Source organism: Spirosoma gilvum, assembly GCF_054776815.1.
In genome coordinates this window covers 354,936-379,031 of sequence record NZ_BAAHBH010000001.1, presented here as the reverse complement: position 1 = coordinate 379,031, position 24,096 = coordinate 354,936, and the positions used below count along the sequence as shown (strand labels likewise).

The following is a 24,096-nucleotide window of genomic DNA, read 5'->3' as shown; positions in this document are numbered from 1 at the left end:
ACTCATGCTAAACGGCTACCGGAGCCTTGATTGCCGGGTAAGGATTGTAGTTTTCGAGCGTAAAGTCTTCGTATTTGAAATCAAAAATCGACTTCACATCGGGGTTCAAACGCATCGTCGGCAATGAGCGCGGCTCACGGGAAAGCTGCGTTTCGACCTGCTCCAGGTGGTTCAGGTACAGATGCGTATCGCCACCCGTCCAGATGAATTCATGCGCTGTATATCCACACTCCTGTGCGATCATCATGGTCAGCAGAGCGTAACTGGCAATGTTGAACGGTACCCCCAGAAATACGTCGGCACTCCGCTGATAAAGCTGGCACGAGAGCTTTCCGTCGGCTACATAAAACTGCATCAGCAGGTGGCAGGGCGGTAGAGCCATACTCGGTACGTCGGCGGGATTCCAGGCTGAAATAATCATCCGACGGGAATCGGGAGAGTTCTTCAGTTGCTTCAGCACATCCTGCAACTGATCGATTACTCGTCCATCGGGAGCGGCCCAGCTTCGCCACTGTTTACCGTATACAGGCCCTAAATCACCGTTTTCGTCTGCCCATTCATCCCAAATTGACACGCCGTTGTCTTTCAGGTATTTGATATTCGTATCGCCCTTGATAAACCACAGCAGCTCATGAATAATAGACTTGGTATGGACTTTCTTGGTGGTCAGCAATGGAAAGCCCTCTTCCAGATTGAAACGCATCTGATAACCAAATACACTAATGGTGCCGGTGCCGGTACGGTCGGTCTTGCGAGTGCCTTGCTGAAGAATGTGGCGAAGGAGGTCGTGGTACTGTTGCATAATCAAAAGTCGGAAGACGAACGGGATAAGTCAACCTTTCGCCAAAAATAAACCCCTCACCAGCTAAGGCGAGGGGTTTATTTTTGGTCATTGATTGTCATTGACTGCGCGTCATTAGCCATTACGCCTTTCCTGACAGTCAGTTACTTTCACGCTTGTGCTTTCTTCATGCAACAAGCATGGCTGCCTTTCTCGCACGATTTTTCGCAGTTTTCAGCTTTCGCTTTTTTGGCTTTTTTCTCTTTACGGATTTCTCCAGCAAATGAAACGGTAGTCAGAGTGGTCAGCAGGGCTAGACCGAGCAGGGCTTTTTTCATGGTAGATGCAGTTTAGCAGATTTTATGCGATATCGCACATTTTCCAATTTTATGCAAAAACTACGCCATTTGCTGTAACGCGGACTTCCAGTCCGCAAAGTGTTTTTATATTAACTATGCGGACTTCCAGTCCGCGTTACGCCTGAATTTCAAACGAATAGGTAATATCGGTAGATGGCCGGAACTGGGCTGTGGCTGAGCAATACTTATCCATCGACAGGTCAATGGCCCGCTTCACTTTATCCGTATCCAGTTTTCCTTTAAGTAGGTAAGTAATGTGTATTTTGCGGAATGGAGCCGGATGGGCATCTTTTTCCCGCATCCCATCCACCTTCAGCCGAAAATCGTCGATCACATACTTCTGTTTTTGCAGAATCAAAATCACGTCGATAGCGGTGCAGCCAGCCAATCCCATTAGGAGCATTTCCATGGGTCGTGCTCCGGCATTGTGGCCTCCGATGTCGGTAGCAGCATCCATATGTTGAGCGACTCCCGATTTACCGATGGCTTCAAAATGAAAGGCATCATCGACACGGACCAGCTCAATCTGCATTGTATTAAATTCTTTGGTGGTAGTAACGGGTTGTGAATCAAGCATTGTCTTTTTTGCGTTTATTGGCTAAACTGTTTATATTCACCAGTTCAAAGTAAATAAAACCATGTCCGAAAAATTCACCGACGATCTTTTCGATCTCAAAAACGACCGACGGTTAAGTGTCTACTTATACCGGGCTGGATTCGGCGCCTGGTTGCTCTACATTGTTTCGGGAGCACGATTTATGCAGTCGGTGAGTATGTATCGAACAGATTTCGGGGTGTTCTCGTTCTTTTTGATGGTCCTGGGTTTATCGGCCTCCATGATTTACGATTACCATCACCACCGGACGGAGTTCGACCAGAAGAAAAAATGGCTAGCCATCAGCTATTTAGTACTCGGTGCTTTGGTGTACTTTTTCATTTTACACAACGAACCTGTCAATCTGGAACACCTGTTCGGAAAAGGGCTTTTCTAGAATCAGAAAAAATAGAACGCAGATGATTATGATTGATATGATCTACACAGATCTTAATGAATCATAATAATCCGTGTTCTATACTCCTCGGCTATGAAGTCTGAAGAGCGGCCTGCCACCCGGCATAAGCTTCGTCAATGGCCGTCCGTTCTGGATTGGGCATGATCGAGACCTTGCCAGCGTTCAGTTCCTGCAAATGGCCGAGGTTTTTGTAGAGACCGGTTTTGAGTCCGGCGAGGTAAGCCGCGCCCAGGGCCGATACGTCGGGCATGGCCCGGTTCACGACGGCCTTGCCCAGCAGGTCGGCCAGAAACTGAACCACAAACTGATTGGCGCTGATACCGCCGTTTACCATCAGTTCTTCCAGCGGAATACCCGTATCCTGTTCCATCGCCACAATAACGTCCTTAATCTGGTACGGAATGGATTCCAGGGCCGCCCGAACAAGGTGATTCTTGGTTGAACCGAACGTCAGCCCCGAAATGGATGCTTTGCGTGCCATCTGCCAGTGAGGAGCGCCCAGTCCGCTAAAAGCGGGTACGATGTATACACCGCCATTGTCGGGAACGGCCGTTGCTATTGTTTCTGTTTCGCGACTTTCGGCAAAAAGGCCCAGGCTGTTTTTCAGCCATTCGATGGTGGCGCCACAGGTAACGATAACGCCCTCCAGCGCATAGTCCACCCGGCTCTCCGTACTCCAGCAAATAGTTGTGACCATGCCATGCTGTGACGTAGTGAGCGTTTCGCCAATGTTCATGATGATGGAACAACCCGTACCAAGGGTCGCTTTGGCCGTACCGGGTGAAAAACAACCTTCGCCAAACGCAGCCGCGTGCGAATCGCCGATCAGGCTGGTAATGGGCAGAATATGGTCGAATAAACCGTTGAAATCAGACTCACCAAAAAAGGCTGAAGAGGGTTTTGGCTCAGGCAGATTAAGCTTCGACAACCCAAAGGCCGTTAGCAGTTCCTGATCCCAGCTCAGGCTTTGAAGATTGAAAAACAAGGTTCGCGACGCGTTCGTATAATCGGTCAGGTAGCGTTGGCCGTTGGTTAGTCTATACAGCAGCCACGTATCGACGGTGCCGAAGTACGCGTTCCCGGCGTCAATGGCCTGCCGGATGCGGTCATTGTTTTCATACAGCCAGATGAGCTTGGTTCCCGAAAAATAAGGGTCAATGAACAGGCCGGTTTTCTGCTGAATGGTTTCCGCTAAACCATCCGATTTTAATCGCTCGCAGACCTGGATGGAGCGTTTGCATTGCCAGACGATAGCGTTGTGCAGGGGCACACCGGCCTCATCCCAGACGACAAATGTTTCGCGCTGATTGGAGATGCCACAGGCACTTATCGCTTTCAGATTACCACCCTCGGCGGCAAACGCACCGATGCATTTCCCTACCGATGTCAGTACGTTGCGGAAAATTTCATCCGGGTCCTGTTCAACGTAGCCGTCGCCAAAATAATGGGTTGTCAGCGGTTCCGATGCGCGGGCAGCAACACGCCCTTCACCATCGAACAAAAGGGTTTTCGTACTGCTGGTGCCTTGGTCAATGGCAAGTATGTAGGAAGTGTTCATTGGTATAATGGAAAAAGGAGACTGGAAAAAGGGGGATGAATGATGAGTTGTTCGGCTTAATCATTACGCATTCTCCTTTATTCCTTATCAGTCCGTTTATCAATAATTACGGCCAGCAGAATGACGAATCCTTTTACGACCTGCTGCCAGAAGGGGGATACGTTCAGAAGCACCAGCCCGTTGTTTAGCACGCCGATGATGATGGCCCCCTGCACGGTTCCCAGAATACTGCCCCGCCCGCCGGAAAGCGACGTACCGCCGATGACCACAGCCGCAATGGAGTCCAGCTCGTAGCTTGTACCCGCGTTGGGTTGAGCCGAATCCAGCCGCGACGTAACGAGCAGTCCGCCAACGGCCGCCAGACCACCGGCAATGGTGTAGACCGCCATTTTGATCCGGTTGATATTCACACCCGACAACCGGGCCGCACTTTCGCTGCCACCAATGGCGTAGATGTACCGGCCCAGCCGGGTTTTGTTGGTGATCAGCACCGCTATGGCCACAATGATACCTGACAGCCAGACCGGTAGCGGAATACCCAGAAACCAGCCCGTTCCCAGAAACGTAAACGAATCGCCGAGTCCGGTAATCGGAAACCCTTCCGTCCAGAGCATCGTCAGGCCCCGCGCAATGGTCAGCATGGCGAGCGTAGCCACAAAGGGTGGAAGCTTAAACCGGGTGATGGCCCACCCGTTGAACCAGCCCAGCCCAGACCCCGTAATTAAGCCGGCGAGGGTAGCCCCAAGCAACGTAAACCCAACGTACAGATTGGCCGAGGGAAACTGAATGCCGTTACGTAACAAACCGGCTGTGATGGCTCCTGACAAGGCCAGTACGGAGCCAACGGATAAATCAATGCCCGCCGTCAATACCACAAGCGTCATGCCGGTAGAGATGCAGATGTTGACCGAAATCTGCCGCAGTACGTTCCAGAAATTGGCCACGGTCAGAAATTTATCGGACATCAGACTAATGCCCAGACAAAGAATGAACAGCGCAATCAGCGATTGGAATTTCGTCAGAAAAGGTCGATAAGTAGTTGCAGTCAGTTGCATGGTTGTAATGAGTGAAAGAGCGAAAGAGTGAAAGAGTGATTGAGTGAAACCATCCGGTAGGCTTTCGCTCATTCACTCATTCACTCTTTCGCTCATTGATTTTGGTATCGCTGCTTTTAGGATCGAATCTTCCGACGCGTCCTGAATGGCCATTTCGGCGGTCAATAGGCCTTCGCTCATGACCAGCACCCGGTCTGAAATTGCCAGAATTTCGGGCAGTTCCGACGAGACGACGAGAATGCCCATGCCTTCATCGGCCAGTTGCAAAATGAGCTTATAAATTTCGTTCTTCGCGTTTACGTCGATGCCGCGCGTCGGTTCATCCAGCATAAGCAGCTTCGGGTGGGTCGCCAGCCATTTTGACAGCACAATTTTCTGCTGATTGCCGCCACTCAGATTTTTGGCCACCTGCTTTTCCGACGGGGTTTTGATCCGCAAATCGGCGATGTATTTTCTGGCTAGGGTCGTTTCTTTACCCTGATTTAAAAACCCCACCTTTTCAATATTCTCCAATGCCGTCAGGCTGATGTTCGTCTGCACATCCATGCCCAGCACCAGCCCGTCTTTCTTCCGGTCTTCGGGCACCAGTGCCAGACCTGACCGGATGGCTTCGGTGGGCGATTTCAACAAAACAGGCTGGTTGTCAAGGTTAACCGTGCCGGTACAGCGTTTCGGATGGAGACCAAAAAGTGTTTCCAGTAACTCGGTTCGGCCCGCGCCCATCAGCCCGAACAGTCCCACAATTTCGCCACGCCCAATGCTGAACGAGATGTTTTTGAGCTGATTTTCCTGCACGCGAATGGGGTGTTTCAGGCACAGATTTTCGACTGATAGGAGTGGGGTATGTTCCCGCCCGTTCAATTTCCGACGGATGCTGGTGATATCCCGCCCCACCATTTTGCGAATGAGCGTATCATGGTCGATACCGAGCATTGTGCCGGATTCGATCGACTTTCCGTCGCGCAAAACAACGTAGCGGTCGGCAATGGTGAACAGCTCATCCAGCTTATGGGAGATGTAAACGATGGCTTTGTTCTCGCGCCGTAAGTCGTTGATAATCGCGAACAAAACCGCTACTTCGCTCTCCGTTATGGCCGATGTTGGTTCATCCATAATGATCACGTGTGAATCCACCAGCAGCGCCTTTGCAATCTCCACGACCTGTTGCTGACCTACTTTCAGTTCGACCACCAACGTATCGGGATCGATAGATAGTTTGAGTTTCTGGAGAAGTTCACGGGTTTTGCTGCGCATCGCTTTCCGGTCGAGCGTACCCCAGCGCGTGGTGATCTCACGACCCAGAAAGATGTTTTCCGTGATGCTCAGGTACGGAATCAGGTTCAGTTCCTGGTGGATAATAGCGATGCCGCATGCCTGTGCGTCGCGGATGGAGTTGAACCGGACGGTCTCACCATTAAACCGGATTTGCCCTTCATAATCGGGGTACACACCCGACAGGATTTTCATTAATGTCGACTTTCCGGCACCGTTTTCGCCGATCACCGCCGTAACCTGACCCGCCAGAAACTCCAGGCAAACCCCGTCCAGCGCCGTTACGCCCGAAAATCGTTTGGTTATATTTTCTGCTACTAACATGGGTGGGTGGGCAGGGAGCAAGGTGCGTGGGGCGTAGAGCCGTGAGCGTGGAGTGCGGGGCAGGGAGCAGGCTGCAGGGAGCTTGGGGCTTGGAGCAGGGGATGTGTGCTCATAGACAGGGACTTTGCTCCCGGCACCTTGCTCCCTGCCCTTTGCCCCATGCCCTCTGCCCCATGCCTCACCACAATCGGAATTACGTCTAACTCATTGAGGTGCAAATGCGCTTTGTTTAGCTCAAGAGCTCCAACAAAGTTTATCGCCCTGCCTGGTTTCGCATTTGTTTTTAAAGACGGCACAACCTGGTTTCGGATAATCGTGTTCAGCTCAGCCGATACGTTATTGAGGTCCATCGTGTTGTCAAACTCCGTGATCTTAATCAACCCCGACGCATCACGGGCGGCATTGCCAAAAATGTATTCAGTTGCCAGCTTCACCGACTCGCCCGAGGGAAGTAATACCGTTACGTCGTTGTCGCCCACGGCCGTTACCTTGCCTGTACCCTTTACCAGAAAATAGCGGATGTTGCCGATACCCAGTGCGTGCGAATACGTAGCAAACGCGTTCTCTTTGTTTGTTTTCAACAACGTAACGAGCGTGCTCAAATCGGCGGCCTTCGGTGTGGCAGGTAGTAGTTTGGTAGTCCAGAACATACTGGCGTAGGAAGCCGCGTCGAATTTCTGGCCGGCATTGAGGCCTGCTGATGCCTTTACCTCATCCAGCCGTTTGAAATAGACCGAGTTATAGGCAACAACCGCCAGCAGAACGAGCAGAATGGTGTATTTCAGTGCGTTTTTCGGCATCGTTCGTCAGGATTTTTTAGTGGCCGGATAATCGTTGATATTCGCCTGATCGACCAGCTCGACCGCTACCGGTATCTTTTTGGCAAAATCACGCTTGCCCTTAAAGTACTCATCCGCAAACTGAGCGGCTGTTTTGGCCATTGTCTGGGGCGACTGCAAGCCAGTTGCCTTTATCTTCCCCTCGCGGATGGAGTTCATCACATCGTCGGCCCCGTCGAAACCAAATACGCCTACGTCTTTCGCTTTCCCAGCGGCCACCAGCGCCTGATAAGCACCCATAGCCATCGCGTCGTTTCCGCAGAAAACAGCGTTGATGTCGGGATGGGCCTGAAGAATGGACTCAAGTACTTCCATGGCCTTATTACGGTCGAAGTCAGCACTTTGCTGAGCCACCATTTTAAAATTGGTGTACTGATCGACCACGCTATGAAACCCTTTCGAGCGGTTCCAGGTGTTGTTGTCGCCAACCAGCCCCAGAATTTCAACGTACTTGATTGGCGTATCCGTTGCTGTACTGCGAAGGGATTGAACAAAATATTTCCCGATGGACACACAGCCCGAATAATTGTCGGATAGAATCTGGCACGTAGCGGCCTGGGGTGAGTTCACTTCGCGGTCCATGCAGAACACCGGAATGCCTGCATCAATGGCCTTTCGGGCATTCACGATGGAGCCGTCAGAATCGGTCGGATTGAGCAGTATGGCGTTGAAGCCCGACACAATGGCGTTCTCAAAGTGGTCGCTTTCAAGAGCCGTGTTGTTCTGGGAATCGAAGATTTTGGTTTCATAACCCAACGCTTTGGCCTGTGCGGCTGCTGTTTCGGCCAGCACCACAAACCACGGATTGTTCAGCGTCGACACAATCACAGCCACTTTCTTCGGGCTATTGGAGCCGATTTTGCTGGTGCAACTTCCGGCCAACAAAAGGGCCAAAAGCCATAAAAAAATGAATCGTTGATTGTTCATGGACATTTTTTTTGTCATCCCGACGCAGGAGGGATCTTAAGACGTACTCTTACCGAAGATCCCTCCTGCGTCGGGATGACAAATGTTTGGAAGACAAAAAATCACGGCATTACCGTGACAATGACGCGCTGATACCGAGTCAATGATGGTGTTCCTGTATCGGTTATGGCCAGAATGACGTGAAACGTTTCGGGCTTCGTTACGGTCGGTGCCACCACAAAGGCGTTCTTTTTCAGTTTATCCTGAATTTCCAGCGCCCGACTGCTTTCGAACGTACCGGGTTCGCGGTAATAAATCCATTCATAATTCAGTGTGTTGCCATCCGGATCGGTCGACCCTTCGGCACTCAGCATCACTTTCTCTCCGCTTTTAGCCCGCACCTGATTCGGGTGTCCTAACTTAGCCACGGGTGGATGGTTGGCTTCTTTATACGGTTTGACGGTCCAGTCGATTCGGGCGGCAAAATCGTGCTGATACGCTTTGCGCCACCGCCATATCGTTGCTTTGTTGCTGGTGTACCAGCCGCTGTCGACTCCCATCACTTCATCCTCCGCATCGGACCAGAACGGCCGCGTTTCGGGTTCGTAGAACCACTTGCGCATACGAGGAGTATAAAACTCATAGCGCCCTCCCCAACTACCATAATTCGGATGCTCTGGATCACTTAAGCCGTTGTCGATCAGAAAGAGAAACGTTGGCGTATCGCCCTCCATCAGAAATTTCGTGAACGGATGCTCAGCGCCCAGGGGCCCGTGATTCTTGCGGATATTTTCGTCCAGCCAGGGGTTATCGACCAGGCTGAAATCGGCCCCCTGAAACCGTCCGTGAAATTTATCGCCACTGATGCCGCTCCAGGTTGCCTGATGATAGGCACCGCCCGCATGAAAGCCGGGACTGGCAATATAAAACAGGTTCGGAAAGGTTTTCCGTAGCCACGGCCCCGAATCGTCCTGATCCGAAATGGTGTACACCCGAAGTTTGGCCACGAACTTGTCAACGTCTTCGGGCGTGCGGGTCTGCCGGACTTTCCAGAGCGCCTGCGCCAGACAGTTGGCCCCTCCCCAAACCGGAACCCAGACGGGCCGATCATCTTTTTTGTCGACCACCGAAATAATCCATTCTGACCCCTCCGAATCTTTGCCCGGTCCAACGGCTCCCATTCCGAAATTGGGATAGCTCGGTTTGATGATACTAATCAGATAGTCGGTTTCGGGATAGCCTTTTTCGTGAAGCAGCAAGTTCGATCTGACTTTTCCGTAGGCCGTTACAATCTGTTTGATACGTTCTGGCGCCACCCGATCTTTCTGGTGAACCGAGGTCGTTGCAATCAGCCCTTCTACGTCCCATTGATTCGAATACGTCAGGAACCGCACCATTGACTGCGCGTCATCGGGTTCGTTTTCAATGTCGGTCAGCACTAGCACCCGCAGCTTTTTAGCAGGCTGTTGCGCCAGACTCCGAGCCGATGACAGTCCTATCAAAAACAGAAGCAATACTAGATAAGCAGGTTTCATAGGGTTTAGCAATGCTGGTTTAATCCTACGGAACAACGGTAACAATCACCCGTTTGTAGCGCGTCAGGGCGGGTGTTCCTTTGTCGGTTACTTTCAAAATGAAATGAATCGTTTGAGGGCTTGTCACCTTTGGCGCAATCGGACGCGCTTCGTAGATGTTCGAGACAAAATTTTCGTACAAAATAATACCCTGGTACGTACCCGCTTCAGGATATTGCATCCAGCGGAAACTCATCGAATCCCCATCGGGGTCGGTCGAGTCGGAGGCCCGCAAATAAAACATCTCTCCCGATTTGACGGTCAGATTTTCGGGATGCGACAAACGCGGAACGGGTGGATGATTGGCTTCCTTATAGGATTTGGTACACCAATCCATCCGGGCCGCAAAATCGTTCTGAAACTCGGTACGCCACCGCCAGATGGTAGCCATTGTACTTTTTCCCGGCTTGGGTCCATTTGCTTGAGAAGCAGCCATAAAGGTTCTTGGAGTTAAGACCGAATCGGCTGCATTGGTCCAGATAGGTCGCGTTTCGGGCTCTTCGGCGGGTGCGCTGGCTGGCTTATTCCGGCTGGGCACCAGCTTAGGCTGTTGCAGAACGTACCGGCCACCCCAACCACCCCAGTCAGGGTGTTCCGGTGCATTCAGACCGTTGGGAATTAAACCCAGAAAAGAAGGCGTATCGCCTTCCATCCCAAAGGCTACGTCAGGGTACATCGCGCCAAGTGGCCCATGCCCCTGCTGAATATTTTCGGCAATCCAGGCGTCACTGGCATATTCCGGGCGAGTACCCGGTTCATTGGTATTGATACCGCGCCAGGTAGCGAATTCATAGCCATAACCGGGACTGACGACATAAAACACACTCGGAAAGGTTTTCCGAATCCAGGGACCGCTATCGTCCTGGTCGGAAATGGTATACACACGGAGTTTGCGGTAGAGACGTTCGGCCTGCTCTGGTGTTCGGCTCTTTTGAATGGTCCATAGAGCCTGAGCCAGTGTATTGACGCCCCCCCAGGCTGACACCCATAGCGGTCGGTCGTCGGACTTTTCCAATTGCCGGATAATCCAGGCCGATCCTTCGGACTCTTTACCAGCGCCCACACCACCCATGCCATAAATGGGCACGCCTTTCTTGATAAGTGTTTTCAGCACCTGCGCAGTTGGATAGCCCGGTTCGTGTTTTAGCAGATTGGGTTGCACCTTTCCGTAGGCATCCACAATCCGGTGAATGGTTTCGGGCGCCACCCGTTTTTGCAGGTGAATGGAGGTTGTCGCCACCAGCCCTTCAATGTCCAGTTGATTGGCATAGGTAAGCAGGCGAACCAGCGATTCCGAATCATCCGGTTCATTCTCAATGTCTGTTAAAATCAGTACGCGCGTTTTCTTTGCCGGTGGCTGGGCATAACTGGGTGGAGGAAAGCTCGCCAGGAGTATTAGAGTGATTAAGAAATGAATGTGTTTCATGTATGGTTTAGGAAAATTTTTTACCCCTAAATCCCCTAAAGGGGACTTGGCTCATTCACAGGCAAAGTCCCCTTTAGGGGATTTAGGGGTTTTTGATCAACGCCAATGCTTCTTTCGCAATACCGGCTTCGGACAGACCGTAGTGGTTGAAAATCTCATTCTGTGAACCCGTAACGGTGTATTCGTCGGGGATGCCCATGATTCTGAATTGGTTATGAAAACTGTTCTGGATCAGGAACGACGCGCAGGCTTCGCCCAACCCACCGAACACACTATGCTCTTCAACGGTCAGAATTGGACAACCTTTGGTTGCTACGTATGCCAGCAAGTCATAATCCAGTGGTTTGATGGTGTGCATGCTAATCACTGTTGCCTTAATCCCGTGCAGAGATTCCAGCTTACGGGCGGCCAGTAGAGCCGGATAAACCGTTTCGCCCGTTGCGACCAATACCAGATCGTCGCCTTCGCAGATGATCCGCCCTTTTCCGAATTCAAATGTCCGATTCTCTTCCGATAGCAACGGCATGGGCTTTTTGCCAAACCGGATATAAATCGGGTGGTCGAGTTCGGCGGCCAGACGGATAGCCTGTTCGGCTTCGAAATTATCGGCGGGGGCCACCACGATCAGGTTATGAACAGCCCGCAAGGCAGCGAAATCGTGTAGACTATGGTGCGTAGAACCCAGTGCGCCATAACTTACCCCAGCGCTAATGCCAATGAGTTTTACCGGATTATCGGAATAAGCCACATCGGTTTTGATCTGCTCGAACGACCGCGCCGTTAGGAAGCAGGCGGGCGAAACGGCAAACACTTTCTTACCCGTTGACGCCAATCCAGCCGCCACACCCACCAGATTCTGTTCCGCAATGCCGATTTCAATATGTTGTGCGGGGTATTTCTGGCCAAACGGGACCAGTTTGCCCGACCCCCGCGAATCGCTGGTAACCACCAGAATCTGCCGGTCGGCGCTGGCCAGTTCCTGAAGCGTACTCGAAAACACATCCAGATTGGCGAGTGCTTTCTTGTCGACGGCTGTAATTACTTCTCCCATGGTTGTATTGTCAATTGATGGTCGTCTTGGTGGTGTCGGGTTTGAGAACCTGACACCACATTTAAGGATTCGTCAGTTCCAGTTTAGCGAAAAAATCAGCGAACATCAGGTTCGTATCCAGTTGGGTATATATCCGTATCGGTCTGCCTGTATGGTTGTGGGCATAGGTTCCGGCCGGATTGATACGGGGTGCCTGCCGAACGACGTACTGACTCGACGAAGGATCAGGCTCAAAGGAGGACTGTAGGGCCGTAAGCAACACCAGCGGACTATCGCCCAGTATATAGGTTTCGCCAATGTTGATAAACTTTTGAATACGACTCATTAAGGTTTCCAGCGTTCCGCCCAGATACGCCCCAACCTTGCCTCGTGGCTTCACTTTGGTTAAGAGTTGGGCATACGACAGCAGACATTGCCGGTAGACGTTTCGGGGAATCTGCCATAAGCGTAAAGCCGACCGATTGAAGACCGCCCGGGCAGCCGCCTGGTCAATGTTCAGGTTGTACTCTACTTCCGAATAGCCGGGTGGCGGAAGCGCCAGATCGCTGTATTCAGGACCACCAATCCAGATGAGCGTTAGTTTGTCAGCAATTTGCGGGTTGGTCAGTGCCGCCGACGCAATTTCCGTAAGGCCAGCCCCACACACTACGTAAAGGGGTGTTTTGGTATCGGCACGTAAGGCTTCCTGAATAATGAAATTGACGGCCTCATTTTTTACGGGCGTACTGTCGTTGACCATTGCCGTATTCGACCCGGCCATGACCGGAATGGATTTCGTTACGTTCATCGCTTGTAGCACTTCCCGCGCTTTTTTGGCCGCGTTGTCGGCCTGTGTTGTCGACCGGTCAAAGCCATCATTCACATTCAGATGTGAGCCGATTATGGCCCGAATCTCCACCGAGGGCGACATCAACAAGTGCGCAAGTTGGAACAGTCCGTCCGGATCGCCACTGAAATCATTATCCACGATAACGCGCATACGGGGTTCTACACCCGACAATCCCTTCGACTGCCCGAAGGACGAGAATGACAGCGTCAGGCTGAGAACCAGACTAAGCCAAAAGGTATATAGCCAGAAATGTTTAGACTCAATCATGTTTATATCGGGTTCAGAAGTTTTTTTGTCATGCTGACGAAGGAAGCATCTTCGGAGGCAGCTATTGGCTCAATTAGCGAAGATGCTTCCTTCGTCAGCATGACAAAAAGTAGAGTCAGGCGATTAGCTTTATCAAGCATTTATCACCAATTCAACCAACGCTTGCTCATACTGCTCCTTGTTGGGAACGCCGTGGTGCCACTTTAGCTGGTTTTCCATGTAGCTGATCCCCTTACCTTTTACTGTATTGGCGATGATCAGACTGGGTTTGCCGGGCTCGAACGGCAGCGCATTGAACGCGTCCATTAACTGGCCGAAATCATGCCCGTCGGCCTGCCGAACAGCCCAACCAAACGCTTCAAATTTCTTGTCGAGTGGGTCGGTGCTGCACACATCGGCAGTGGGAGCCGTAATTTGAAGGCCGTTTTTGTCCACGATAGCGCAGAGGTTATCCAGCTTATACTGAGCCGCCAGCAACGCAGCTTCCCAGTTTGAACCTTCGGGCAACTCGCCATCGCCCAGCAGCGTAAACACGCGAAACGGTTTCTCATCCAGTTTGGCCGAAATAGCCGTTCCGACGCTCAGCGACAGCCCGTGTCCCAGCGATCCCGTATTCTGTTCGACACCCGCAATTTTCTTCGTTGGATGACCGATGTAGTGCGACTTGTAGCGGCACAGCGTTTCCAGATCCGATTCCGGAAAAAAACCTTTGTCGGCCAGCACCACATAGAGCGCTTCAACCGTATGCCCTTTACTCTGAATGTACCGGTCGCGGTCGGGCGATTTGGCGGTATCGGGGCTAACGTTCAAAACGTTGTTGTAGAGCACATTCAGAATGTCGATGCACGACAAACTGCCGCCCGTATGCCCGGCATTCGCCCCTACAATGTATTTGAGAATATTACGGCGGTATTGTACCGATTTCTGCGCTAATTCGTTGACAGTCATACCTATATAAAACTCACTGATTTCTTACCGTACTACTGGTCTGTTGATACCTGGTGAGCGCGGGTAGTTTATGGGGTTACCTGAAAAGTTTCGGTGCTAATTCCGTTAGATACAATCGCCAGTTCACCCAGGTGTGCCCGCCTTCGCTCTCGCGATAGGTGTATGGCAAACCAACCTGATCGTACAAAGCCTTTAGTTTCGTGACGCTGTCATACAGAAAATCGTCTTTTCCGCAGGCAATCCAGTAGAGTTTGGGTTTAGCCTGTTTCAGGGCGTTAAGCTGTTTGATGTGTTCTTCCCTGTTATAGTTTCGGGCGTTCGGGCCGTCGAAAAGGCCCATGCTCATCACACCAATATAGCTGAAGGTGGTCGGGTTGGCATTAGTAATCTGCTGCGTATGATATCCACCCATCGACAGGCCGGAAATGGCCCGGTGTGCCGGATCGGCAATAACCCGGTAATTGGCTTCAACGAACGGGATAACATCCTTGATCAGACTGGCCTCGAATTTCCCCGTTGTCATGGCCTGAATGCCTGCTGGGCCATTGGTTGCGGCTTTCACAAAAGCGGGTCGCTCACCCGGAGCAGCCGCTACACTCGGAACGCCATTGGTCATCACCACAATCATGGGCTGGGCTTTACCAGCCGCGATCAGGTTATCCATAATGTAATTGGTTCGTCCTCGGCTGATCCAGCCTTCTTCGTCGCCACCACCACCGTGAAACAGATACAGCACCGGATATTTTTTACCACTTTTTTCGTAGCCGGGTGGGGTATAAATCTCCATACGCCGGTCCATGCCAATCGTCGGCGAGGGATACCACACAGCAGCCAATACCCCATGCGGAACCGACTGTACATCATAGAGTTGGGTTTGCGCCCCCGGCAGGATCAGGCGGTTCTCGTAAATTGACCCATCGCGGGTAACCACGTTGTTGGATGGGTCAAGGGTGGGAATACCGTCGACAATAAAGCGGTACTCGTACATATCAGCCAGGAGTGGCCCTACTTTGGTTTCAAATACACTCGAGTCTTTGGGCGTCAGTTCGATGGTATTCCGTAAATCCTTCAGCCAGGTTCCTATCAGGCGGACCGACTTGGCATTAGGCGCTTTAATGCGGAAAATCACTGAATTGTCGGGTAGTATCTCGGGCGATACCACCGGATTCGGTCGTTGCTGCGCTGTCGAAGCAATCAACCCGATGTACAGCAGGCAAATCAGGGTAGTAAGAATTTGGCTGGGCTTCATGTTACAGTGGTTTAGGGCTAAATCAATGCTTATATACGTCCCAGCCCATGTAATTGCTCATGGCTTCTTCCAGTATACCGGCGGTTTTAGAGGCATTCATGACCACATGGTGCTCGAAACCATTCCGGCAGACGTACTGCATCAGTCCCTGAAGATTATCGATCTGCGCCACAGCCCGGTTGCCAAACGTATTTAGTGCATCATCCGTCAGAACCCCCTCGCCAATGTAGGCTTTCATAATGCCTTTCGGATCGTCGGTGCTGATGCGTCCGAATGTCAGCGGATTCGCGGGGGTACGACCGGCCAAGGCTCCGTAGGTATTTTCTTCGCCCACGGTTGTTCCCAGAATCGGGGCCGTACTGATTTCAATATCTGGCAGGAACGACTTGGCCCAGTTGCCGCAGTGGAACAAGACGCACTTGTTTTCGTCGTCGGCGTAGTTGTTGTTCCAGTCGACCAGCGCACTGGGCGAGCCCGATGCCAATTGCATGGCGTACATGCTGAGCGTTCCCGTTACGTCCACTTCGCAGGCGCTGGGGAGCATATTCTCGCTCATGATGCTCATGCTCGTGCAGACGTTGCAGCCGTAGTTCTGTTGCAACGAAGTCCAGCACTGAATAGCCGTTGCGTCCAGCGCGTGTTCCTGCATGAATTCGTTCAGGACAACATCCAGCTTGGCAATCTGAACCAGTTTATCGTCGGGTGTACGGCCCGTGGGCGTATACGCCTTAATCGCATCGAGCCGGTCTTTTACCGACTGATCGGCGGCCGTCAGTTTATTGGCATTCCCCAGAATATGCGACAAATCGATGGTTACGACCGAAATGCCGTTGCGCTGGAGGATTTTTTCACTGTACCGAACCGTATTGAACGCGCCCGGACGCGCCCCAACGGCCCCAATGCGAACATTACGCAGCCCTCTGACAACCCGGCAGACGGCCATGAAATTCTTCAGATCGGCTTCAAAACTAGGGTCGGAGGGGTGTACAACGTGCTTGGTGGTGAGCGAGTACTTAATGCCGAACTGGTAGAGATTGTTGCAAACGGAAATCTTGCCGCACCAGGCATCCCGCCGACGCGCTACGTCCATCCGATTCAGATCGTCGGGGTAGGCCTGAATCAGTACCGGCACATCCAGCCGGGCGAGTTTCAGCGTTTCGGCAACGCCTTTTTCATCGCCGAAGTTGGGAAGAACGACGAGTACTCCCATAATTTCATCGGCATGTTTGCGAAACAGTTCGGCACATTTCTGGGCTTCCTGAAAGGTTTCGACCCCACCTAATTTGGTCGCTGATTCAGGCAGCATGATGGGATTAACACCAATTTTTTGAAAAACGGCCAGTAGATCGGAACGGCATTCGCCAACGAGCTTGTCGGGGAAGAAATCCCGGTTACCAATGATAACGCCTAACGTAATGGGAGTACCTGTTTTTATTGTCATGAGCAAAGTTGGGTCAATTCGGTAATCGCTGGTTATGATCCGTGCATTACCGCCGTCGAACAAAGATAAAAGAAAATAAAAGAAATAAAAAGAAAGTCTATACTAAGAAAATAGAGTTGGAGGCCTTTAAAACGCGGGTATACTGAAGCCTGAAATTGACCAATTAGGTTTGGAACTAATCCACAGATTATGATTATAGAAAGTGAAGACGTCACTAAACGTAGAAAAATTTTACTTTCTATCGTGCATGAATAGATAAAGTACCAATAGTTTCGTTTACTTTCTAAATGGTTTCTATTTTTACCCTTCAATCGCTTACTTCTTTCCAACGGATGAAAAAAGGCCTTTCACTTCTCTTTCTACTTTTATCGTTCCTCACATCGGGTTTTGCCCAAAGCCCGGCTACCTGGATCTGGTATCCGGGTGATTTTGACATCTGGTTAGGCAACAACATGCAGAATCGACGTACCGAACGAACTACGTTTCTGCCCCCTTTCTGGAAACTGGACAGCCATTATAATCTGATCGATTTTCACAAAGATTTCGACCTGACGCAGTCGGAAGAGGTTGAGTTATTTGTGGAAGGGAAATACAACGTGAAGCTAGATGGAAAAGCATTTCCGGGCTATCCAAAACGGATTACCGTACCGGCGGGCAAGCATAAAGTGAGTTTGAAGGTATTCTGTCAGGACCGGGTGCCGGCCATTTATGTACGCGGTAAAAACGTAGTGTCGGATGCTAGCTGGCTGGTCACGTTTGAGGATAAGGAATGGATTGATGAAACGGGGAAAGCCTCCGATCAGTCGGGCACTACCTGGCTGAAAGCGGGTTCGTGGAATTTCAACGACCCACAACTGCCACCCTCCCAATTCCGCCTGAACACTAAGGCCATGTCGGCTCTAAAAGTGGACAAACAAAAGCAGTCATTCCTGCTGGACTTTGGCCGGGAGACGTTCGGATTCATCAAACTGCATGGACTGACCGGCAAAGGAAACGTCAATATTTACTATGGCGAATCGCAGGAGGAAGCGCTGGCAACGGCTACCGCTGAAACTACGGATTTTCTGCAAATTGACCAGACGCAGAAGCGCGATTCCATCATGGAACTGACCAAAGCCTTTCGGTACGTGAATGTGCAATTCGATGGCAGCGTGGCGATGGATTCGGTGTCGATGTTGTACGAATACCTGCCCGTTGCCGACCGGGGAAGCTTTCGGTGTAATGATGAGCAGATCAACCAGATTTATGACGTAGCGACCTATACACTACATTTAAACACCCGCGAGTTTTTCATCGACGGGATCAAACGCGACCGCTGGATCTGGTCGGGCGATGCTGCACAGAGTTACTTGATGAACTACTACCTCCTGTTCGACTCGCCCACGGTGACGCGCACAATGCTGGCCTTACGGGGTAAAGAGCCGGTGACGAGCCATATCAACACCATTATGGATTATACCTTTTACTGGTTCATCAGCATTTACGACTATTACCAGTACACGGGCGACAAAGCGTTTATCCAACAGTTTTATCCGCGTATGCAAAGCCTGATGGACTACTGCCTCAGCCGACGTAACAAAAATGGGCTGCTGGAAGGACTAGCTGGCGACTGGGTATTTATCGACTGGGCCGAGGGCCTCAGCAAGAAAGGCGAAGTGAGTTTTGAGCAGTTGCTGTTTGCCCGCAGCCTGGAAACGATGGCCCTCTGCGCCACTACCGTAAACGATACGAATAACGCACAGAAATACAGTCAGCTGGCTGCCGATGTGAAGTCAAAACTGTTCAGCTCGTACTGGAACGACAGCAAACATGCACTGGTACATAGTAGGGTAAATGGGGTACCGACGGAGAACGTAACGCGCTACGCCAACATGTTCGCCATCTTTTTCAACTACCTCGATGAGGCAAAGAAGCAGGCCGTGAAGCAGTATGTACTGCTGAATCCGGAAGTGCCGAAAATTACGACGCCGTACATGCGTTTCTATGAACTCGAAGCCCTATGTGCGCTGGGCGAGCAGAGTTACGTAACAAAAGAGATGAAGGATTACTGGGGCGGCATGCTGAATCTCGGCGCTACGTCGTTCTGGGAAGAATATAACCCAGCCAAAAAAGGCGCTGAGCATTACGCCATGTATGGGCGTCCGTTTGGAAAGAGCCTGTGTCATGCCTGGGGAGCGAGCCCGATCTATCTGCTGGGCAAGTATTACCTGGGCGTCAGACCAACCTCACCCGCCTACGCTACGTATGTGATTGAGCCACAACTCGGTGGTTTACAATGGATCGACGGCAAAGTGCCAACCCCCGATGGCGATGTAAGTGTGTATTGCAGCGCGAAAGAAATCAAGGTTAGCGGAGCCGCCGGTACCGGAACCCTACGTTTCAAAAGCAAAACCAAACCCGTCTGCAAACAAGCCGAAATTCGCTCCACGGCCAACGGCGTCTATGAACTGACGGTCGAGAAAGGGAAGAGTTACGTAGTGAGCTATAAGCTGTAAGGGAAGAATTTCAGCTACCTTCTCGGGTTTTGAACCTGTTCAATCTTTCGTTTTAGGAAAGTTGAACAGGTTTTCTATTGTAAAGTAACAATATAGTGATTTTTGTCTATTTACGATACTTTTGCCACATGGATTTGTATAATGATAACGAGCGCTTTATTTCAATTCTTTCTGATTACGGTTTTAAGGTGACTTTCGGTAATGAATCTGATACACGCTTTCTCAAAAAGGCATTGCAGGTGCTTATCAACTCGCCACTTACAATCGAGCAGGTTACCTTCATCAAGAATGAAATTCCCGGCCTTACCAAAGACAGTCGTAGCGGAATTTATGACATGACCTGCACCGATGAGGAAGGCAACACATTTATTGTTGAAATGCAATTGAGCGAATATCCGGAATTTATCCAGCGTATGAAATTTTACGCTTTGTATCGTCTTAATACGCTAATACGGAAAGGAAAGTACGAGTTTGATTCACTTCCCAAAATTTACTGCATTGGCATATTGGCTAAAAATATCTTCCCTAACATTACTGACTATCACAATATTGCCACTCTACGAAACAAAAAAGGCGAACTCATCGACGATCAAACATCGTTTATCACAGTAGAATTAGCTAAATTCAAAAAGAAATTACCTGCTGTTCAAACCGATTTAGATAAACTGCTTTATACGATGAAGACCTTGCATAAAGTCAAAAAACCTAAGCAGTTTCCGCCTTTTTGGACGGAGGAATGGCTGGAAGCGGCCATTAAAGAGTTAGATACGCGTGCCATGACACCAGAACAGCGGTTGGCTTATGAGATGACTATCTCTGCAAATACGCTGGCTGTCAAAAACGAGCGAAAGAAAATAGAGGCAGCCGAATTAGAAGTGAAAACTTCGATGGTTCAGAAAGCCTTGGAAAAAGGCTTAGACATAGATTTAATAGCTGATATTACAGGCTTATCTGTTGAATTTGTACGTAACGTACAGGAGAAGTTAAAATAAATAAGATAGTAACTTGTTTTCATTTGCGCCCCAATCTGATTGAACCCCAACTGGGCGGACTGCAATGGATCGACGGCAAAGTGCCAACCCCCGATGGCGACGTTAGCGTGTATTGCAGCGCGGACGAGCATCGAGCGGCTAGCGCATTAGCCCCTCGTCAATCCGGCTACAAAATCGACCAACCCGCCTACGTTTTCCATCTGCGTTGTTTCAAACTTTGCCGAAACAACAGACAAGATGGAAAATCTCCTTCAAAACAAAGTAGTGGCTATCACGGGAGCCAGCAGCGGGATTGGCAAAAGCATAGCGATTGAGCTAGCGCGCAAAGGAGCAAAAGTTGTTCTTGGGGCGCGTCGGGAAGCGGAACTGTCAACGATTGCCGCTGAAATAAACGCAGACGGTGGCGAAGCCGTTTACGCTGTTGTCGATGTCAGCAAGCCGTCGGATGTACAGACGCTGGTCGATCTGGCAGTTACGACGTTCGGGCGTTTGGATGTGATGATCAATAATGCGGGTGTCAGCGAGCTGAGTCGCATCGATGCACTCGGTCTGGCCGGTTGGGACAAAATGATCGACATCAACCTGAAGGGTGTGTTGCATGGCATGGCGGCCGCTATTCCTGTCTTTCAGCAACAGCAACAGGGCCATATCGTGAACATTATCTCGACATCGGGGTTGAAAATTGTGCCAGCACAAGGTGTTTATGCGGCCACTAAAAATGCGGTTAGGACATTGTCGGAAGCGTTTCGTCAGGAATCCGATGGACATATACGAATCACTGGTATTTCACCCGGTTTCGTAAAAACCGAACTGGCCAATGCCATGCAGGATGAAACGATGAAGTCGACGATTTTAGAAACGATGGAAACAATGGCCTTAAAGCCCGAAGCCATCGCCCATGCGGTCATCTATGCCATTAGCCAGCCCAGCGACGTAGAGGTAGGCGAAATAGTGATTCGTCCCGCAGCTCAGCAGTGATCAATTTTAGCGACTGGCCCAATCAGACCCATGAAGCAGCAACAGGATACCTATCACTTCAGTAGCCTTTCAGCACTGTTCCGGTTTTTCGAATTACCCGCTCCTTCGCATCCAATGATTGCCCTGGTCGACTATAGCCAGACCACATTGAAGGAATTTGACGAGGATGTAAGGATACTGCTGGACGTGTACAAAATTTCCTTCAAGGATACGTTCAGCGGCTCGATCCGATACGGGCAGGGGCATTACGATTTTGAAGAAGGCGGATTGGCCTTTTTACAACCTAATCAGTTGGTGACCCATTCGAAAGGTAATCACAGCCAGGAAGGCTATGCGCTCTATGTTCATCCCGACTTTATCCGAAATTATCCATTAGGAACATCCATCAATGACTATGGCTTTTTTTCCTATGCCGTTTCGGAAGCGCTGTATTTGTCGCTTGAGGAAAAGATCATTGTCAGGACCATCTTCCAATTCCTGGCCGGGGAGCTTAACCGTTCCATCGACGCGTACAGTCAGGATGTACTGGTGAATCAGCTCCAGTTGTTGTTGACATACAGCAACCGGTTTTATTACCGCCAGTTCATTACCCGCAAGACTGTTCATCATGAGCTAATCGTTTCTCTGGATCAGTTGCTGAAAGCGTATTTCGACAATGAATCCGGCCTACAGACTGGTTTGCCTTCCGTGCAATACATCAGTCAGCAACTTAATTGTTCGCAACGGTATCTGAGCGATATGCTGCGTTCGCTGACCGGTATGAACACGCAGCAATATATCCAGAATAAACTCATCGAGAAGGCCAAAGAAAAACTGTCAACTACCCATTTATCCGTCTCTGAAATTGCTTACCAACTGGGCTTCGAACATCCGCAATCGTTCAGTAAGCTATTCAAAATCAGGACTAAACAAAGCCCTTTGGCGTTTCGTCAGCGATTTAATTAGCAAAAGCTGTTTTGTTTTTAAGTAGCTGTTTTGCCGAGAGGAACGCAGAATAGTCTTTTTTGCCAAATGACAAATGCCCGTCGAATACTCATGTCTAACTTTGGTACATGGAAAATTTTATTGACTATGTATTGCAGTTTGACAATTTGAACCAACAACAAATTGACCTTATCAAGCGCAAAGCGACCGAAACAGAACTTTGCAAAGACGACTTGTATTGGGAAGCCGGTAAACTAGTAAAGCAGATTGGCTTTCTTATCGACGGCGTTATCCGCGTTTATTATTACAACAACAAAGGCGAGGAGATTACCCGCTACTTTATTGACGAAAACCATTTGATTCTGGCGGGATCAAGCCCTGGCGAACCATTTTTTCCTTCCGAATACCTATCAGCCGTCACAGATTGTAAGCTTATTATTTTCTCAAAACGCGATTGGCAGGAAATTTCCGAAACGATAATTGGCTGGGATACTCTCCTCCAAAAAATATCCGCGAAATACCATAACGAAAAAATGACCAGAAGAAGCGAGTTGGTTTCGCAGGATGCCACTACGCGTTACCTTGATTTTATGGGACAATTCCCGACCCTGATAAACCGTGTGCCTTTATCCTATATCGCTTCCTATCTGGGCGTTACACAATCTTCTTTGAGCCGAATACGACGAACCATCCGCTAAAAGCGCTTTTTGTCAAATGGCAAATGATTCCATTTTCTGTTGAGCAACCTTTGCACTATCAACTTTCACAAACCAGAAAAATGGAATCAAGAAAATTAGGAAACAGTGGATTAAACGTATCTGCGCTGGGTTTTGGCGCTATGGGACTAAGCTTTCCAAACGCGCCAACCAAAAAGGAAAGCATACAATTATTGCGTTCGGCAGTTGAACACGGCATTACTTTTTTCGACACGGCACAAAGCTACGGCGACAATGAACTGCTCGTCGGCGAAGCACTTGAACCCTTGCGAAATGACGTAGTCATTGCTACCAAATTCGGCTTTAAAGAAGGGAAAATGATGCTGGGATTAGACAGTCGGCCGGAAACGATAAAAGCAGTTGCCGAAGCGTCGTTGAAGCGATTAAAAACGGATATGATTGATTTGTTTTATCAGCATAGGGTTGACCCGAATGTTCCCATTGAAGAGGTTGCCGGAACCGTAAAAGAGCTGGTTCAGCAAGGTAAAGTCAAGTACTTCGGCCTGTCGGAAGCAAACGCCGATACGATCTGTAAGGCCCATGCGGTTTTTCCGGTTACCGCATTACAGAGCGAATACTCGATGTTTTACCGTGAACCTGAACATGACATCATTCCCACATTGGAAAAATTAGGTATCGGCTTTGTGGCTTTCAGCCCGTTGGGGAAGGGATTTCTTACCGGAACGATAAATGCGGATACAGAATTTGACAAAACTGACGGTAGAAGTATGGCACCGCGTTTCAGTAAAGAAAACAGAGAGGCTAATCAGGTATTAATCGATTTAGTTGCTTCTATCGCTAAGGGCAAAAATTTGACACCAGCACAAATTGCCCTGGCCTGGCTGCTGGCTCAGAAACCCTGGATTGTGCCAATTCCGGGGACTTCAAAATTGCAACGCTTACGAGAAAATAGTAAGGCCACTAATATCTCATTGACCAAGGATGAGTTAAGCAACATACAGGCAGCTCTGGCAGCCATTAAAATCGTAGGTGAACGATATCCTGCTCAAATACAGGCAGCAACGGGAAGAAGATAGTATAGCCTGGCCTGTTGAAATGACTTTATTTAAACCAGCTTACTGTATTTTAAGTGTGATGA

23 protein-coding genes are annotated in these 24,096 nt (G+C 50.0%); 8 read left to right on the top strand and 15 right to left on the bottom strand.

What is annotated here, in order from left to right; all coding sequences use genetic code 11:
- Positions 1-7: 7 nt before the first annotated feature.
- The 3 genes from ACYVFD_RS01455 to ACYVFD_RS01445 all read right to left on the bottom strand — a co-directional run bounded on the left by ACYVFD_RS01455 (position 8) and on the right by ACYVFD_RS01445 (position 1,717).
- The gene (locus ACYVFD_RS01455; RefSeq protein WP_461087800.1) at positions 8-802 is read right to left on the bottom strand and encodes a thymidylate synthase; all 795 of its coding nucleotides are present in this window, start codon (positions 800-802) and stop codon (positions 8-10) included.
- Between the two features lie 149 nt (positions 803-951).
- Complete coding sequence (locus tag ACYVFD_RS01450) at positions 952-1,119, bottom strand: hypothetical protein (RefSeq protein ID WP_461087798.1); 168 nt, start codon at positions 1,117-1,119, stop codon at positions 952-954.
- 136 nt (positions 1,120-1,255) lie between these two features.
- The gene (locus ACYVFD_RS01445; RefSeq protein ID WP_461087796.1) at positions 1,256-1,717 is read right to left on the bottom strand and encodes an OsmC family protein; all 462 of its coding nucleotides are present in this window, start codon (positions 1,715-1,717) and stop codon (positions 1,256-1,258) included.
- 61 nt (positions 1,718-1,778) lie between these two features.
- Between ACYVFD_RS01445 and ACYVFD_RS01440 the strand changes: the two genes are divergently transcribed.
- Positions 1,779-2,132: a hypothetical protein gene (locus ACYVFD_RS01440; protein WP_461087794.1), complete on the top strand. Its 354-nt coding sequence runs from the start codon at positions 1,779-1,781 to the stop codon at positions 2,130-2,132.
- A 91-nt stretch (positions 2,133-2,223) separates the two neighbouring features.
- Here ACYVFD_RS01440 and ACYVFD_RS01435 read toward each other — a convergent pair whose 3' ends face one another.
- From ACYVFD_RS01435 to ACYVFD_RS01380, 12 genes are all read right to left on the bottom strand, one after another.
- On the bottom strand, positions 2,224-3,711 hold the full coding sequence (locus tag ACYVFD_RS01435; RefSeq protein ID WP_461087792.1) for an FGGY family carbohydrate kinase: 1,488 nt from the start codon (positions 3,709-3,711) through the stop codon (positions 2,224-2,226).
- A 77-nt stretch (positions 3,712-3,788) separates the two neighbouring features.
- Complete coding sequence (locus tag ACYVFD_RS01430) at positions 3,789-4,766, bottom strand: ABC transporter permease (protein WP_461087790.1); 978 nt, start codon at positions 4,764-4,766, stop codon at positions 3,789-3,791.
- A gap of 72 nt (positions 4,767-4,838) precedes the next feature.
- Positions 4,839-6,362 (bottom strand): sugar ABC transporter ATP-binding protein, encoded by a 1,524-nt coding sequence (locus ACYVFD_RS01425; RefSeq protein ID WP_461087788.1) that lies wholly within the window; start codon positions 6,360-6,362, stop codon positions 4,839-4,841.
- Complete coding sequence (locus ACYVFD_RS01420; protein ID WP_461087786.1) at positions 6,356-7,162, bottom strand: DUF2291 domain-containing protein; 807 nt, start codon at positions 7,160-7,162, stop codon at positions 6,356-6,358. The genes ACYVFD_RS01425 and ACYVFD_RS01420 overlap by 7 nt, the downstream gene beginning before the upstream one ends.
- Before the next feature lie 6 nt (positions 7,163-7,168).
- On the bottom strand, positions 7,169-8,128 hold the full coding sequence (locus ACYVFD_RS01415) for a substrate-binding domain-containing protein (protein WP_461087784.1): 960 nt from the start codon (positions 8,126-8,128) through the stop codon (positions 7,169-7,171).
- A 101-nt stretch (positions 8,129-8,229) separates the two neighbouring features.
- A complete protein-coding gene (locus tag ACYVFD_RS01410; protein ID WP_461087782.1) occupies positions 8,230-9,642 on the bottom strand; it encodes a nucleoside hydrolase-like domain-containing protein in 1,413 nt (470 codons plus the stop codon).
- A 25-nt stretch (positions 9,643-9,667) separates the two neighbouring features.
- The gene (locus tag ACYVFD_RS01405; RefSeq protein WP_461087780.1) at positions 9,668-11,107 is read right to left on the bottom strand and encodes a DUF1593 domain-containing protein; all 1,440 of its coding nucleotides are present in this window, start codon (positions 11,105-11,107) and stop codon (positions 9,668-9,670) included.
- A gap of 82 nt (positions 11,108-11,189) precedes the next feature.
- Positions 11,190-12,158, bottom strand: coding sequence for a transketolase family protein (locus ACYVFD_RS01400; protein WP_461087778.1), 969 nt, complete (start codon positions 12,156-12,158; stop codon positions 11,190-11,192).
- A gap of 61 nt (positions 12,159-12,219) precedes the next feature.
- A complete protein-coding gene (locus tag ACYVFD_RS01395; protein WP_461087776.1) occupies positions 12,220-13,254 on the bottom strand; it encodes a nucleoside hydrolase in 1,035 nt (344 codons plus the stop codon).
- Between the two features lie 132 nt (positions 13,255-13,386).
- Positions 13,387-14,202 (bottom strand): transketolase, encoded by an 816-nt coding sequence (locus tag ACYVFD_RS01390; RefSeq protein WP_461087774.1) that lies wholly within the window; start codon positions 14,200-14,202, stop codon positions 13,387-13,389.
- A gap of 76 nt (positions 14,203-14,278) precedes the next feature.
- A complete protein-coding gene (locus ACYVFD_RS01385; protein ID WP_461087772.1) occupies positions 14,279-15,451 on the bottom strand; it encodes an esterase in 1,173 nt (390 codons plus the stop codon).
- A gap of 22 nt (positions 15,452-15,473) precedes the next feature.
- Positions 15,474-16,892, bottom strand: coding sequence for an L-fucose/L-arabinose isomerase family protein (locus tag ACYVFD_RS01380; protein ID WP_461087770.1), 1,419 nt, complete (start codon positions 16,890-16,892; stop codon positions 15,474-15,476).
- Positions 16,893-17,224: 332 nt separating this feature from the next.
- On the opposite strand from ACYVFD_RS01380, the gene ACYVFD_RS01375 reads away from it, so the two are divergent.
- The 7 genes from ACYVFD_RS01375 to ACYVFD_RS01345 all read left to right on the top strand — a co-directional run bounded on the left by ACYVFD_RS01375 (position 17,225) and on the right by ACYVFD_RS01345 (position 24,034).
- The gene (locus ACYVFD_RS01375; RefSeq protein WP_461087769.1) at positions 17,225-19,387 is read left to right on the top strand and encodes an alpha-L-rhamnosidase-related protein; all 2,163 of its coding nucleotides are present in this window, start codon (positions 17,225-17,227) and stop codon (positions 19,385-19,387) included.
- Positions 19,388-19,515: 128 nt separating this feature from the next.
- On the top strand, positions 19,516-20,379 hold the full coding sequence (locus ACYVFD_RS01370) for an Rpn family recombination-promoting nuclease/putative transposase (protein ID WP_461087767.1): 864 nt from the start codon (positions 19,516-19,518) through the stop codon (positions 20,377-20,379).
- 23 nt (positions 20,380-20,402) lie between these two features.
- Positions 20,403-20,693, top strand: a complete 291-nt coding sequence (locus ACYVFD_RS01365; RefSeq protein ID WP_461087765.1) for a hypothetical protein — start codon at positions 20,403-20,405, stop codon at positions 20,691-20,693.
- The gene (locus tag ACYVFD_RS01360) at positions 20,617-21,357 is read left to right on the top strand and encodes an SDR family oxidoreductase (RefSeq protein ID WP_461087763.1); all 741 of its coding nucleotides are present in this window, start codon (positions 20,617-20,619) and stop codon (positions 21,355-21,357) included. The genes ACYVFD_RS01365 and ACYVFD_RS01360 overlap by 77 nt, the downstream gene beginning before the upstream one ends.
- Positions 21,358-21,387: 30 nt before the next feature.
- Positions 21,388-22,302 carry a helix-turn-helix domain-containing protein gene (locus ACYVFD_RS01355; RefSeq protein ID WP_461087761.1) on the top strand — a complete coding sequence of 305 codons (915 nt, stop codon included), beginning with the start codon at positions 21,388-21,390 and terminating at the stop codon, positions 22,300-22,302.
- Between the two features lie 107 nt (positions 22,303-22,409).
- Positions 22,410-22,979: a Crp/Fnr family transcriptional regulator gene (locus tag ACYVFD_RS01350; protein WP_461087759.1), complete on the top strand. Its 570-nt coding sequence runs from the start codon at positions 22,410-22,412 to the stop codon at positions 22,977-22,979.
- Between the two features lie 80 nt (positions 22,980-23,059).
- Complete coding sequence (locus ACYVFD_RS01345; RefSeq protein WP_461088601.1) at positions 23,060-24,034, top strand: aldo/keto reductase; 975 nt, start codon at positions 23,060-23,062, stop codon at positions 24,032-24,034.
- The last annotated feature ends 62 nt before the right edge of the window (positions 24,035-24,096 follow it).

Excerpts from the sequence above, each read along its gene's own strand:
- ACYVFD_RS01455 (WP_461087800.1), bottom strand. The coding sequence starts at position 802 with ATGCAACAGTACCACGACCTCCTTCGCCACATTCTTCAGCAAGGCACT.
- ACYVFD_RS01450 (WP_461087798.1), bottom strand. The coding sequence starts at position 1,119 with ATGAAAAAAGCCCTGCTCGGTCTAGCCCTGCTGACCACTCTGACTACC.
- ACYVFD_RS01445 (WP_461087796.1), bottom strand. The coding sequence starts at position 1,717 with ATGCTTGATTCACAACCCGTTACTACCACCAAAGAATTTAATACAATG.
- ACYVFD_RS01440 (WP_461087794.1), top strand. The coding sequence starts at position 1,779 with ATGTCCGAAAAATTCACCGACGATCTTTTCGATCTCAAAAACGACCGA.
- ACYVFD_RS01435 (WP_461087792.1), bottom strand. The coding sequence starts at position 3,711 with ATGAACACTTCCTACATACTTGCCATTGACCAAGGCACCAGCAGTACG.
- ACYVFD_RS01430 (WP_461087790.1), bottom strand. The coding sequence starts at position 4,766 with ATGCAACTGACTGCAACTACTTATCGACCTTTTCTGACGAAATTCCAA.
- ACYVFD_RS01425 (WP_461087788.1), bottom strand. The coding sequence starts at position 6,362 with ATGTTAGTAGCAGAAAATATAACCAAACGATTTTCGGGCGTAACGGCG.
- ACYVFD_RS01420 (WP_461087786.1), bottom strand. The coding sequence starts at position 7,162 with ATGCCGAAAAACGCACTGAAATACACCATTCTGCTCGTTCTGCTGGCG.
- ACYVFD_RS01415 (WP_461087784.1), bottom strand. The coding sequence starts at position 8,128 with ATGAACAATCAACGATTCATTTTTTTATGGCTTTTGGCCCTTTTGTTG.
- ACYVFD_RS01410 (WP_461087782.1), bottom strand. The coding sequence starts at position 9,642 with ATGAAACCTGCTTATCTAGTATTGCTTCTGTTTTTGATAGGACTGTCA.
- ACYVFD_RS01405 (WP_461087780.1), bottom strand. The coding sequence starts at position 11,107 with ATGAAACACATTCATTTCTTAATCACTCTAATACTCCTGGCGAGCTTT.
- ACYVFD_RS01400 (WP_461087778.1), bottom strand. The coding sequence starts at position 12,158 with ATGGGAGAAGTAATTACAGCCGTCGACAAGAAAGCACTCGCCAATCTG.
- ACYVFD_RS01395 (WP_461087776.1), bottom strand. The coding sequence starts at position 13,254 with ATGATTGAGTCTAAACATTTCTGGCTATATACCTTTTGGCTTAGTCTG.
- ACYVFD_RS01390 (WP_461087774.1), bottom strand. The coding sequence starts at position 14,202 with ATGACTGTCAACGAATTAGCGCAGAAATCGGTACAATACCGCCGTAAT.
- ACYVFD_RS01385 (WP_461087772.1), bottom strand. The coding sequence starts at position 15,451 with ATGAAGCCCAGCCAAATTCTTACTACCCTGATTTGCCTGCTGTACATC.
- ACYVFD_RS01380 (WP_461087770.1), bottom strand. The coding sequence starts at position 16,892 with ATGACAATAAAAACAGGTACTCCCATTACGTTAGGCGTTATCATTGGT.
- ACYVFD_RS01375 (WP_461087769.1), top strand. The coding sequence starts at position 17,225 with ATGAAAAAAGGCCTTTCACTTCTCTTTCTACTTTTATCGTTCCTCACA.
- ACYVFD_RS01370 (WP_461087767.1), top strand. The coding sequence starts at position 19,516 with ATGGATTTGTATAATGATAACGAGCGCTTTATTTCAATTCTTTCTGAT.
- ACYVFD_RS01360 (WP_461087763.1), top strand. The coding sequence starts at position 20,617 with ATGGAAAATCTCCTTCAAAACAAAGTAGTGGCTATCACGGGAGCCAGC.
- ACYVFD_RS01355 (WP_461087761.1), top strand. The coding sequence starts at position 21,388 with ATGAAGCAGCAACAGGATACCTATCACTTCAGTAGCCTTTCAGCACTG.
- ACYVFD_RS01350 (WP_461087759.1), top strand. The coding sequence starts at position 22,410 with ATGGAAAATTTTATTGACTATGTATTGCAGTTTGACAATTTGAACCAA.
- ACYVFD_RS01345 (WP_461088601.1), top strand. The coding sequence starts at position 23,060 with ATGGAATCAAGAAAATTAGGAAACAGTGGATTAAACGTATCTGCGCTG.